Below are 12326 nucleotides of genomic sequence, written 5' to 3' on the forward strand. Positions count from 1 at the left end.
CATCATGAACGATATGACGCATGCACCTGCCCCCAAGCCGCGCCATCCGCGCGCCCTGCCGGAACAGTCGGAGTGGACCTTCGAACTGATCGAGCAGGCCCACCAGGAAATCCGCCGCGTCGCCGAAGCCTTCGGGCTCGATACGTATCCGAATCAACTGGAGATCATCACCGCCGAGCAGATGATGGACGCCTACACCTCGGTCGGCATGCCGGTGTCGTACAACCACTGGTCGTTCGGCAAGCATTTCCTGTCGACCGAAAAAGGCTACAAGCGCGGGCAGATGGGCCTGGCCTACGAGATCGTCATCAACTCCAATCCCTGCATCGCCTACCTGATGGAGGAGAACAGCCTGACCATGCAGGCGCTGGTGATCGCGCACGCGGCCTACGGCCACAACTCCTTCTTCAAGGGGAACTACCTGTTCCGCACCTGGACCGACGCCGACGCCATCGTCGACTACATGGTGTTCGCCAAGAACTACATCGCCGAGTGCGAACAGCGCCACGGCATCGACGCGGTCGAGTTGCTGCTCGATTCCTGCCACGCGATCCAGAACTACGGCGTCGACCGCTACAAGCGGCCGGCCAAGCTGTCGATGGCGCAGGAGCGCGCGCGGCAGAAGGAGCGCGAAGCCTATGTGCAGTCGCAGATCAACGAGCTGTGGCGCACCCTGCCCCGCCGCGAGGAAGAGGAAGAGGAAAAGGCCGCACCGCGCTTCCCGCCCGAGCCCGAGGAAAACCTGCTCTACTTCATCGAGAAATACGCGCCGCTGCTGGAACCCTGGCAGCGCGAGATGGTGCGCATCGTGCGCAAGATAAGCCAGTACTTCTACCCGCAGCGCCAGACCCAGGTGATGAACGAGGGCTGGGCCACCTTCTGGCACTACACCATCCTCAACCAGTTGTACGATGAGGGTGTGGTGGCCGACGGCTTCATGATGGAATTTTTGAAGAGCCATACCAACGTCGTCTACCAGCCGCCGGTGAGCAGCCCCTACTACAACGGCATCAATCCGTATGCACTGGGCTTCGCGATGATGACCGACATCCGCCGCATCTGCGAGCACCCGACCGACGAGGACCGCGAATGGTTCCCGGACATCGCCGGCAGCGACTGGCGCAAGACGCTGGACTTCGCGATGCGCAATTTCAAAGACGAAAGCTTCATTGCCCAGTACCTTTCGCCCAAGCTGATACGCGAGTTTCATTTCTTCGCCGTACTGGACGACGACAATAACGAAAAACTGGCAATCTCCGCCATACACGACGATCTGGGCTACCGCTACGTGCGCCAGCAGCTGGCCGAGCAGTACAACCTGGGCAATCGGGAGCCGAACATCCAGGTGTGGTCGGTCAACACCCGCGACGACCGGGCGCTGACCTTGCGCCACACCCAGTTCCAGCGGCGGCCGCTGAACCAGCAGGCCGGCGAAGTGCTCAAGCACGTGGCCAGGCTGTGGGGCTTCGACGTGCACCTGGAAACCGTGGGGCCGAACGGCGAAATCGTCAGTTCGCTGGAGGTCAAACGCGAGAAACGGGGACGCGGAAGCTGAGCAACATATATATAAGGCTTTTGCCGCAGCTGGGCATGGGTCTTGCAAGGGATGAATCGGGGTCAGAGGAACCGCTCTGGCCCCGGTTTTTTTAGCGAAGGCATGCCGCAAGGCAGAAGTCAACAGCTTTCGTCACTGGCATGGAGAGTGTTTCTCGCAAGAATTTCATGAAAGAAACATTTGCGGCCAAATTATCAATTGTTCGTAGTAAAATTACGCGCATAATATTCCGTTTTTGAGCTTAAGGGAAAACTAAGTAATGTCGTGGTGCGTCGCGCCCCAAAATTGCGCCGGAGAGTCTTGTAAATTGAGCTAGAACGGTGCAAAGGGAGCGCTACCACATAGGAAAACCCTATGAAATTTAACCGGTTTTAGGGATGAAAATTCTATGTAAAATCAAGAATTCGTATGTATAATTCGCCGACGTCCCGGATGCGGCTGTTGTTTTGTGTCGCCATTTTGGGGTTTAGTAGCAACAAAAAGAGTTGGTATTGGAGAAAGCAGGCATGAATTTCACGCACAACGAGAAAAGCACCGGGAAGAACTTTACAGGCATTACCATTGTCGTTTTGTTGCACCTCCTGGTTGCTTATGGGATCGTGACGGGCTTGGGTAAACGTCTGGTGAGCAAGATGATCGCACCAGTGGAGACCAAGATCATTGAGGAGGTCAAACCTCCTCCACCGAAAGAACTCCCACCGCCACCACCTCCGCCAGAGATGAAAGCGCCACCACCGCCTTTCATCCCGCCAGTTGAGGTGAACGTGCAGCAGCCTCCGCCGCCGCAAAACGTGATCGCGAACGCGACCAGCGTGAAGCCTGCGACGAACGAACTGCAAAAAGCGCCACCGGCACCACCGGCAGCGCCACCAGGACCGGCTAAATCGGTGAACGTAGCTGCTGTAGCTGACTTCAGCACTTGCGCGAAACCGGAGTGGCCAAAATCCTCCCTGCGTAACGAAGAAACCGGTACGGTCACGTTATCGTTCTTGATTGGAACCGACGGCCACGTCGCCGATTCCAAAGTCATCAAATCCAGTGGTTTTAGGGACTTGGACAAGGCCGCTTTGAATGGTATCGGTAAATGCCGTTTCAAACCGGGTCTGACCGACGGGAAACCGACGGAAGCGTGGATGCAGATGCAATACGTCTGGACGCTGGAGTAAAACCGAGGCGGCAGTTAAGTCTCACTTAGTAATTTTCGTTGTCATTACGTTCAGCGATCTGATTATTTTATCAATTTGGAGGAAGCATGTTTAAGAATACCCGTTTGTCCGCTGTACTGGCCGCTGTGCTGTTTTCCGTGACCGCAGCCACCGCCCTGGTAAGCGCCCCAGCCTTCGCTGACGCGCCAGCCTCGGCCGCCGCTTCGGCACCAGCAGCCGCTCCAGCAGCGGATGCGGCGCCAGCAGCACCGGCAGCAGAAGCTCCAGCTGCCAAGGGCGGCAAAGAAGAAGTGGACAATCCTTACGGCTTCGAAGCTGTATGGAACGGTGGTTTCGTATCGCGCGGCACCCTGATCATCCTGTCGCTGATGTCCATGGGTTCGTGGTACATCATCATCACCAAACTGATCGACCAGATGAAAATCTTCAAACAGTCGAAAGAAACCTCGGCCAAGTTCTGGAAAGCCTCGTCGATCGCTGCTGGTTCGGCAGCCCTGAAAGACGGCTCGCCATTCCGCTTCATCGCTGAAACCGGCACCAAGGCTACCGTGCACCACGACGGCGCCCTGCTGGAACAAATCGACCTGTCGACCTGGGTGACGATGTCGATCCAGCGCGCTGTTGATAAAGTTCAATCGCGTCTGCAAGACGGCCTGTCGTTCCTGGCAACCGTTGGTTCGACCGCACCGTTCATCGGTCTGTTCGGTACCGTTTGGGGTATTTACAATGCACTGATCGCCATCGGCATGTCGGGTAACGCATCGATCGACAAAGTTGCAGGTCCAGTGGGTGAAGCGCTGATCATGACCGCTTTCGGTCTGTTCGTTGCAGTTCCTGCCGTTCTGGGTTACAACTGGCTGGTGCGTCGTAACAAAGCCGCAATGGAAGACGTCCGTTCGTTCTCCGCTGACGTGCACTCGGTACTGATCTCGGGCGCCATGTCCACCAGCGAAGCTGGCCGTGCCGCCGGCGCTAAAAAGATTGGATAATTAATCATGTCGATGTCCGTAGGCTCCGATAGCGGAGACGAAGATCAAGTCATGTCAGAAATCAACACGACGCCCCTGGTGGACATCATGTTGGTTCTGCTGATTATCTTCCTGATCACGAGCCCGGTTGTTCTGAAGCTGATCAAGATCCAGCTGCCAGAAGAAGCCAACCAGGTTATTCAGACCAAGCCGGAAGATGTCAACATCGTTGTAAGCAAGGATGGCGACATCTACTGGAATCAGAAGAAAATGCGCGACGCGAATGAGTTGTTCGATTTTCTGAAGGTGGAAGCAGTGAAGTTGCCTCAGCCGGAAGTGCATGTTCGTGGCGACCAAGAAACTCGCTACGAAGCAATCGGCAAGGTTATTTACACTACCCAGCGCGCTGGTATTCAGAAGGTCGGCTTCATCACCGAACCGCCTGATAAGGGTTAATGCCCGAATAGTGCATCGCAGGCCTGGAGTCCGGGCCTGCCCTTCTTAAAAGGAAACACCATGAGTATGAATGTCGGCTCCCCAAGCGGTGGCGCGGATCCGGAACCAATGATGGAAATGAACATGACGCCCCTCATCGATGTGATGTTGGTGCTGATTATCATGATGATCATTACGATTCCGAAGGCAAACCACTCGGTCAACCTGAACATGCCGGTCGGCACCCCGCCTCCGCCTGTCAAGGAACCTGTGGTGATCACGATTGACGTCGACTTCGACGGTACGATTCTGTGGGATAACGCTGTCGTTCCTGACCGCGGCACCCTGGAAGCGAAACTGACCGATGTCGCAGCGCAAGCTGACCAGCCGGAAGTGCATCTGCGTCCGAACAAGCTGGTATCGTATAAAGTCGTGGCAGGCGTGATGGCTGCGGCCCAGCGTCTCGGCGTGACCAAGATTGGCCTGGTCGGCAACGAACAGTTCCAATAATCAGTTCTATGTTCAACGATAGGCAGGACCATTCCTGCCTATTTCGCATTTTGATGAAAGAAAACTTACCCATGACCAAGTTTCGTCTCGCTCATCTCGGCCTGGTAATGGCCGCTATTGGTTTCACAGCAGCAGCTCCTCTGGCAGGTTTTTCCTCGGTTGCCTACGCGGCCGACGCGGTGCGTGCTGAAATCGGCAAACCATTGCAGGAAGCGCAGAAACTGGCTGCGGCAGGCAAGAACAAAGAAGCACTGGCCAAACTGAAAGAAGCCGACGCTGTCGGTGGCAAGACCCCGAATGAAACCTACCTGATCGAACGCACCCGCGCTTCGGCCGCTACCGCCGCCGGCGATAACGACGCCGCCGCCCGCGCCTTCGAAGCAGTGATCAATTCCGGCAAGCTGTCGCCTGCCGAAGCCCCGAAATTCTCCGAAGCCCTGGCCGGCATTTACTACCGCGCCAAGGACTACCCAAAAGCGATCACCTGGTTCCAGCGCGTGCTGAAAGACAATCCAGGCAATACCCAGGCGCATGAATACCTGACCCAGATCTACTACACCTCCGGCAAGTACGCCGAAGCGGCCAAGGAACTGCAAGGCTCGAAAAACCTGAGCGAAGCCCAACTGGGCATGCTGGCCAACATCCAGCTGAAGCAGAACGACAAGGAAGGCTACGTCCAGACCCTGGAAAAACTGGCCGGCTCCTATCCTAAGAGCACCTACTGGGCCGACCTGCTGAACCGCGTTTCGGGCAAGCCTGGCTTCGCCTCGTCGCTGTCGCTGGACGTGCTGCGCCTGCGCCTGGCCAACGGCCTGCTGTCCAAGCCGAACGAGTACATGGAAATGTCGCAGCTGTCGCTGCAAGCGGGCAATCCTGCCGAAGCGATCAAGATCATCGATCAGGGCTACAAGAAAGGCGCGCTGGGCACCGGTTCCGACGCCGCCCGCCACCAGCGTCTGAAAGACCTGGCCGCCAAGACCCAGACCGAGTTCGACGCCAAGCAAGCCACGCTGGAAGCCGAAGCCGTCAAGAACAAGGACGCCGACGCGCTGGCCAACATGGGCTACGCCCTGGTTTCCGCCGGCAAGGCCGACAAAGGCTTGCCGCTGCTGGAACAGGCTGTGAAACTGGGCACCGCGAAAAACCCTGAAGCCGTCAAGCTGCACCAGGGTATCGCCCAGTCCATCGCCGGCAAGAAAGCCGCCGCACTGGCGACGCTGAAATCGGTCAAAGGCAAGGACGGCGCCGCCGACCTGGCCCGCTACTGGACCCTGAACATCAATCACCCGATGTAATCGTCTGATTCGATGCGCAAAAGCGCTGTCCGGCCCCGCGCCGGACAGCGCTTTTTTTATGCTGAGCCGCTGCTTTTCCCGCGATAACTGTCGGCTACCGCAAACAAACCGTATAATCCTCCATTTAGCGACAGTTTCCCCCCAGATTCCCATGAAGGTATTTCGAGGTCTACCCAATGCAGCGGCGCGTGCGCCCTGCGCGCTCACGATAGGCAACTTTGACGGTGTCCACCTCGGCCACCAGGCATTGCTGGGCCGCGTGCGCGCGGCTGCCTCCGGCCTCGGGCTGGAAGCGGCCGTGATGACCTTCGAACCGCACCCGCGCGAATTCTTCGCGCAGAAGGCCGGCGACCTGTCGAAGGCGCCGCCGCGCATCGCCAACCTGCGCGACAAGCTGCAATCGCTGTCCGACAACGGCATCGACCGCGTCATCGTCGAGCACTTCTCGGCGCCGTTCGCCGCCCTGACGCCGCAGGAATTCACCGAGAAGGTGCTGGTCGAAGGCCTGCACGTCAAATGGCTGATGGTCGGCGACGACTTCTGCTACGGCGCCCGCCGCGCCGGCAATGTGCAGATGCTGCAGGAAGCGGGCCAGCGCTATGGCTTCCACGTCGAGACCCTGCCCACCGTGATGAACGGCAGCACCCGCATCTCCTCCTCCGCCGTGCGCGCCGCGCTGGCCGAGGGCGACTTCGTGCATGCCGAAGCGCTGCTGGGCCATCCCTACGCCATCTCCGGCCACGTGATCCACGGCCAGAAGCTGGGCCGCACGCTGGGCTTCCCCACGCTGAACCTGCGCGTGCCGCACCGCCCCGCGCTGTCCGGCATCTTCATCGTGCAGGTGCACGGCCTGGCCGAGCAGCCCTTGCCGGCCGTCGCCAGCCTGGGCGTGCGCCCCACCGTCGACGACAGCGGCCGCGTGCTGCTGGAGGTCCACGTGTTCGATTTCGCCCAGAACTGCTACGGCAAACAGGTGCGCGTCGAATTCCTGCACAAGATACGCGACGAAGAAAAATACATCGACCTGCCGACGCTGACCGCCGCCATCGACCGCGACGCCCTCCAGGCCCGAGAATTCTTCAAAGAGCGCGACGGCGCCACCACGGCCACCGACCGAATTTAACCGCGCGACCAGCTACGCGCGCCGGCTACACAGAACTCCCCGAATAAAAATCACTGAAGATAACCATGTCCGATAACAAATCTGCAAAGAAGCCTGAAAGTAAATACCCGGTCAACATGACCGAAACCCCATTCCCGATGCGCGGCGATATGGCCAAGCGCGAGCCGAACTGGGTCAAGGACTGGCAGGAAAAGAAAATCTACGAGCGCGTGCGCAAAGCCGCCGCCGGCCGTCCTAAATTCATCCTGCACGACGGTCCTCCGTACGCCAACGGCGACATCCACATCGGCCACGCCGTCAACAAGATCCTGAAAGACATGGTGGTCAAAGCCCGCGGCATGGCCGGCTACGACGCGCCCTACGTGCCGGGCTGGGATTGCCACGGCATGCCGATCGAGATCCAGATCGAAAAACAATACGGCAAGAACCTGCCGACCGCCGAAGTGCTGACCAAGGCCCGCGCCTACGCGCTGGAGCAGGTCGACCGCCAGCGCAAGGACTTCATCCGCCTGGGCGTGCTGGGCGAATGGCAGAACCCTTACCTGACCATGAACTACTCGAACGAGGCCGACGAACTGCGCGCCCTCGGCCAGCTGCTGGAAAAAGGCTACGTCTACCGCGGCCTGAAGCCGGTCAACTGGTGCTTCGACTGCCAGTCCGCCTTGGCCGAAGCCGAAGTGGAATACCAGGACAAGCGCGATCCGGCCATCGACGTCGGCTTCAAGTTCGCCGAATTCGACAAGCTGGCCACCGCCTTCAGCCTGGACAAGCTGCCGACCGAGAACGGCTTCATCGTCATCTGGACCACTACGCCATGGACCATCCCGTCCAACCAGGCGCTGAACGTCAACGCCGAAGTGATCTACTCGCTGGTGCAGACCGAGCGTGACGGCCAGCCTTTGCTGCTGATCCTGGCGCAAGACCTGGTGGAAGCCTGCCTGGCGCGCTACAAGCTCGAAGGCACGACCATCGCCACCTGCCACGGCGCGGCGCTGGGCGGCATCAGCTTCCGCCATCCGCTGCACGCCTCGGACGCCTTCTTCGACCGTCTGTCGCCGATGTACCTGGCCGAATACGTGACCACCGAAAGCGGTACCGGCGTGGTCCACTCCGCGCCAGCCTACGGCCTGGACGACTTTATCTCCTGCCGCGCACATGGCATGAAGGACGAGAACATCCTGACCCCGGTGATGGGCGACGGTAAATTCGCGTCGACGCTACCGCTGTTCGGCGGCATGACGATCTGGGAAGCCTCCAAGCCGATCTGCAACGCGCTGAAGGAAGTGGGCGCGCTGTTCGAAGTGAAGATGTTCGACCACAGCTACATGCACTGCTGGCGCCACAAGTCGCCGATCATCTACCGCGCCACCTCGCAGTGGTTCGCCGGCATGGACTCGCACCCGAAAGACGGCGGCCCGACGCTGCGCCAGACCGCGCTCAAAGGCATCGACGAAACCAAGTTCTTCCCGGACTGGGGCAAGGCACGCCTGCACGGCATGATCGCCAACCGTCCCGACTGGACCCTGTCGCGCCAACGCCAATGGGGCGTGCCGATGGCCTTCGTGGTCCACAAGGAAACCGGCGCGCTGCATCCGCGCACTCCGGAACTGCTGGAACAAGTGGCCAAGCTGATCGAGAAGAGCGGCATCGACGCCTGGCTGGCGCTGGACCTGAAAGACCTGATCGGCGATGAAGCGGCAAGCTACGAAAAGAACAAGGACACGCTGGACGTCTGGTTCGATTCCGGCTCGACCCACCAGACCGTGCTGCGCGGCTCGCACAAGGAACAATCGGCCTTCCCGGCCGACCTGTATCTGGAAGGCTCCGACCAGCACCGCGGCTGGTTCCACTCCTCGCTGCTGACCTCCTCGATGCTGAACGGCGCCCCGCCGTACAAGGCGCTGCTGACCCACGGCTTCGTGGTCGACGGCGAAGGCAAGAAGATGTCCAAGTCGATCGGCAACACCATCGCGCCGCAGGACGTGTGGAACAAGCTGGGCGCCGACATGCTGCGCCTGTGGGTCGCCACCACCGACTACACCGGCGAACTGTCGATCTCCGACGAGATCCTCAAGCGCGTCACCGAAGCCTATCGCCGCATCCGCAACACGCTGCGCTTCCTGCTGGCCAACCTGTCGGACTTCGACGCCGCCAAGGACGCGGTGGCGATCGACGACATGCTGGAGATCGACCGCTACGCCGTCGCCAACATGGCCGCGCTGCAGGCGGAAATCGCCGAGCACTACATGCAGTATGAATTCCAGCCGGTCTACTCCAAGCTGCAGAACTTCTGCTCGGAAGACCTGGGCGGCTTCTACCTGGACGTGCTGAAGGATCGCCTGTACACCACCGCCGTCACCTCGCCTGCGCGCCGCTCGGCGCAGACCGCGCTGTGGCACATCACGCAAAGCCTGCTGCGCGTGATGGCGCCGGCGCTGTCGTTCACGGCGGAAGAAGCATGGGCGATCTTCGCCGGCGAAGAGGCTTACAAGGCCAGCGACGAAACCATCTTCACGCAAACCTGGTGGAAGCTGCCGGAAGCCGTCGACGCGGCCGCGCTGCTGGCCAAGTACACGGCCCTGCGCGCAGTCCGCGCCGACGTCACCAAGCAGCTGGAAGACGTGCGCACCTCGGGCGCCATCGGCTCCTCGCTGCAGGCGGAACTGACCATCAAAGCATCCGGCGACAAGTACCAGCTGCTGGCCAGCCTGGACGACGATCTGAAGTTCGTCTTCATCACCTCGGCCGCGCAAGCGGTGCAGGTGGCGAGCGAAGCGGAAGAAGCGGTCGAAGTGGCCGCCTCCACCGCCGCCAAGTGCGAGCGCTGCTGGCACTACCGCGCCGACGTCGGTTCGCATGCGGACCACCCTACCCTGTGCGGCCGTTGCCACAGCAATCTGTTCGGTGCGGGCGAAAAACGCAAGTTCGCTTAAGATATGAACCCGTCGCTCCCGCGCAGGCGGGAGCCCATACTGAGTTTGCGGCGGACACTCAGCATGGATTCCCGCCTGCGCGGGAATGACGAGGTAACCGCTTCGAACCAATTTGAATAACTCATGGCCACCAAAAAAATCTTCCCGACCAAATCCTCGGCCAGCCTGACGCCATGGCTCGGCATCGCCGCCATCGTCGTCCTGTTCGACCAGCTGTCCAAGATCACCATCACCAAGACCTTCCAGCTCGGTGAAGAGAAAGTCATCACCTCCTTCTTCAACCTGGTGCTGGCCTATAACAAGGGTGCGGCCTTCAGCTTCCTGTCCAACAGCGGCGGATGGCAGCGTTACTTCTTCACCGCCATCGCGCTGGGCGCGGTGGCCTGGATCATCGTCCTGCTCAAAAAGCACGGCAGCCAGCGCCTGTTCTCGTGGGCCCTGTCGCTGATCCTGGGCGGCGCCATCGGCAACGTCATCGACCGCGTGCTGTACGGCCACGTGGTCGACTTCCTCGATTTCCACTGGAGCGGATTCGGCCACTTCCCGGCGTTTAACATCGCCGATTCGGCCATCTGCATCGGCGCGGCGCTGTTCATCCTCGATGAGCTGCGCCGGGTGAACAAGTAAACTCGCACTAACTGGAGTAGCGCATCATGATGGAATTGACCGGCAAGAAAATCGTCCTCGGCCTGACCGGCGGCGTGGCCTGCTACAAGGCGGCGGAACTGTGCCGCGCGCTGACCAAGGCCGGCGCCTCGGTTCAGGTCGTGATGACCGACGCCGCCGCCCACTTCATCACCGCCGTCACCATGCAGGCGCTGTCCGGCAACAAGGTATTCAGCAGCCAGTGGGATCCGCGCGTCGACAACAACATGGCCCACATCGACGTCACCCGTGACGCCGACGCCATCCTGATCGTGCCCTGTTCGGCGGACTTCATGTACAAGCTGGCGCACGGCGTCTGCGACGACCTGCTGTCGACCATGTGCCTGGCGCGTCCGCGCCTGGTGCCGCTGCTGGTGGCGCCGGCCATGAACGTGGAGATGTGGCAGAACCCCGCCACCCAGCGCAACGCGCAGCAGCTGCGCGACGACGGCATCGTGCTGTTCGGCCCCGCCTCCGGCGACCAGGCCTGCGGCGAAGTGGGCATGGGCCGCATGCTGGAACCGGCGCAACTGCTGGAAGAATTGATCGCCTCCTTCCAGCCCAAGGTCCTGGCGGGCAAGCGCATCCTGATCACCGCCGGCCCGACCTTCGAGCCGATAGACCCGGTGCGCGGCATCACCAATCTGTCCTCGGGCAAGATGGGCTACGCCGTGGCGCGCGCCGCGCGCGAAGCCGGCGCCGAGGTGGTGCTGGTGTCCGGCCCGACGGCGCTGCCTGCGCCGTTCGGCGTCCAGCGCATCAACGTGCAAAGCGCGCTGCAGATGCACGACGCGGTGATGGCCAATGTCGACCACCAGCACATCTTCATCGCGGTGGCGGCGGTGGCCGACTGGCGCGTCTCCAACTCCAGCGAGCAGAAACTGAAGAAGAACCCGGACGGCTCCGTGCCGGACCTGAAGTTCGAACAGAACCCGGACATCCTCGCCACCGTCGCCGCCCGCACCACGCTGGCCGGCCATCCGTACTGCGTGGGCTTCGCCGCCGAATCGGAGAACCTGATCCAGTTCGGCGCCGACAAGCGCGAGAAAAAAGGCATCCCCCTGCTAGTAGGGAATATCGGCCACCACACCTTCGGCCAGGACGACAACACCATCATCCTGTTCGATGAAAACGGCCACACCATACTGCCGCGCGCCGACAAACTGACGCTGGCGCGCCAACTGATTTCCGAGATCTCCAAACGGATCTCGCAGCACTCGCTCTTCGCAAAGTAATTATGAAAAATATCGACGTCAAAATCCTCGACCCGCGCATGAAAGACCAGATGCCGGCCTACGCCACCCCGGGTTCCGCCGGCCTCGATCTGCGCGCCTGCATCGACGCGCCCATGGTCATCGAAGCCGGCCAGACCGTGCTGATTCCGACCGGCCTGGCGATCCACGTCGCCGATCCGGGCTACGCCGCCATGATCCTGCCGCGCAGCGGCATGGGCCACAAAAACGGCATCGTACTGGGGAATCTGGTAGGCTTGATCGACTCCGACTACCAGGGCCAGTTGATGATCTCGACCTGGAACCGCGGCCACAGCACCTTCACGCTGAACCCGATGGAACGCCTGGCGCAGCTGATCATCGTACCGGTGCTGCAAGTGGGCTTCAACGTGGTCGAAGAATTCGGCGACAGCGAGCGCGGTGAAGGTGGTTTCGGCAGCACCGGCAAACACTAACAAAAACAG

11 protein-coding genes are annotated in these 12326 nt (G+C 60.5%); all 11 read left to right on the plus strand.

The window, feature by feature from the left end; all coding sequences use genetic code 11:
- Positions 1-4: 4 nt before the first annotated feature.
- A complete protein-coding gene (locus GEV01_RS15375) occupies positions 5-1555 on the plus strand; it encodes a SpoVR family protein (protein ID WP_008451434.1) in 1551 nt (516 codons plus the stop codon).
- A 506-nt stretch (positions 1556-2061) separates the two neighbouring features.
- On the plus strand, positions 2062-2721 hold the full coding sequence (locus tag GEV01_RS15380) for an energy transducer TonB (protein ID WP_008451435.1): 660 nt from the start codon (positions 2062-2064) through the stop codon (positions 2719-2721).
- 86 nt (positions 2722-2807) lie between these two features.
- The gene (locus GEV01_RS15385) at positions 2808-3710 is read left to right on the plus strand and encodes a MotA/TolQ/ExbB proton channel family protein (RefSeq protein WP_008451436.1); all 903 of its coding nucleotides are present in this window, start codon (positions 2808-2810) and stop codon (positions 3708-3710) included.
- Between the two features lie 6 nt (positions 3711-3716).
- A complete protein-coding gene (locus GEV01_RS15390; protein WP_070269311.1) occupies positions 3717-4145 on the plus strand; it encodes an ExbD/TolR family protein in 429 nt (142 codons plus the stop codon).
- A gap of 60 nt (positions 4146-4205) precedes the next feature.
- On the plus strand, positions 4206-4634 hold the full coding sequence (locus tag GEV01_RS15395) for an ExbD/TolR family protein (RefSeq protein WP_210402548.1): 429 nt from the start codon (positions 4206-4208) through the stop codon (positions 4632-4634).
- A gap of 71 nt (positions 4635-4705) precedes the next feature.
- Complete coding sequence (locus GEV01_RS15400; RefSeq protein WP_235914385.1) at positions 4706-5929, plus strand: tetratricopeptide repeat protein; 1224 nt, start codon at positions 4706-4708, stop codon at positions 5927-5929.
- 151 nt (positions 5930-6080) lie between these two features.
- Positions 6081-7052 carry a bifunctional riboflavin kinase/FAD synthetase gene (locus tag GEV01_RS15405; RefSeq protein ID WP_152805926.1) on the plus strand — a complete coding sequence of 324 codons (972 nt, stop codon included), beginning with the start codon at positions 6081-6083 and terminating at the stop codon, positions 7050-7052.
- Positions 7053-7117: 65 nt separating this feature from the next.
- Entirely contained in the window at positions 7118-9985 is a 2868-nt protein-coding gene (gene ileS, locus GEV01_RS15410; protein ID WP_152805928.1) for an isoleucine--tRNA ligase, read from the plus strand.
- A gap of 123 nt (positions 9986-10108) precedes the next feature.
- Complete coding sequence (gene lspA / locus GEV01_RS15415) at positions 10109-10612, plus strand: signal peptidase II (protein ID WP_152805931.1); 504 nt, start codon at positions 10109-10111, stop codon at positions 10610-10612.
- 29 nt (positions 10613-10641) lie between these two features.
- A complete protein-coding gene (gene coaBC, locus GEV01_RS15420; RefSeq protein WP_175023117.1) occupies positions 10642-11865 on the plus strand; it encodes a bifunctional phosphopantothenoylcysteine decarboxylase/phosphopantothenate--cysteine ligase CoaBC in 1224 nt (407 codons plus the stop codon).
- 2 nt (positions 11866-11867) lie between these two features.
- On the plus strand, positions 11868-12317 hold the full coding sequence (dut, locus tag GEV01_RS15425; RefSeq protein WP_152805937.1) for a dUTP diphosphatase: 450 nt from the start codon (positions 11868-11870) through the stop codon (positions 12315-12317).
- Positions 12318-12326 lie beyond the last annotated feature (9 nt).

This window comes from Rugamonas rivuli (assembly GCF_009380165.1).
GTDB lineage: Bacteria > Pseudomonadota > Gammaproteobacteria > Burkholderiales > Burkholderiaceae_D > Rugamonas > Rugamonas rivuli.

Coding starts and splice junctions, on each gene's coding strand:
- GEV01_RS15375 (WP_008451434.1), top strand. CDS start 5: ATGAACGATATGACGCATGCACCTGCCCCCAAGCCGCGCCATCCGCGC.
- GEV01_RS15405 (WP_152805926.1), top strand. CDS start 6,081: ATGAAGGTATTTCGAGGTCTACCCAATGCAGCGGCGCGTGCGCCCTGC.
- ileS (WP_152805928.1), top strand. CDS start 7,118: ATGTCCGATAACAAATCTGCAAAGAAGCCTGAAAGTAAATACCCGGTC.
- coaBC (WP_175023117.1), top strand. CDS start 10,642: ATGGAATTGACCGGCAAGAAAATCGTCCTCGGCCTGACCGGCGGCGTG.
- GEV01_RS15390 (WP_070269311.1), top strand. CDS start 3,717: ATGTCGATGTCCGTAGGCTCCGATAGCGGAGACGAAGATCAAGTCATG.
- lspA (WP_152805931.1), top strand. CDS start 10,109: ATGGCCACCAAAAAAATCTTCCCGACCAAATCCTCGGCCAGCCTGACG.
- dut (WP_152805937.1), top strand. CDS start 11,868: ATGAAAAATATCGACGTCAAAATCCTCGACCCGCGCATGAAAGACCAG.
- GEV01_RS15380 (WP_008451435.1), top strand. CDS start 2,062: ATGAATTTCACGCACAACGAGAAAAGCACCGGGAAGAACTTTACAGGC.
- GEV01_RS15395 (WP_210402548.1), top strand. CDS start 4,206: ATGAGTATGAATGTCGGCTCCCCAAGCGGTGGCGCGGATCCGGAACCA.
- GEV01_RS15385 (WP_008451436.1), top strand. CDS start 2,808: ATGTTTAAGAATACCCGTTTGTCCGCTGTACTGGCCGCTGTGCTGTTT.
- GEV01_RS15400 (WP_235914385.1), top strand. CDS start 4,706: ATGACCAAGTTTCGTCTCGCTCATCTCGGCCTGGTAATGGCCGCTATT.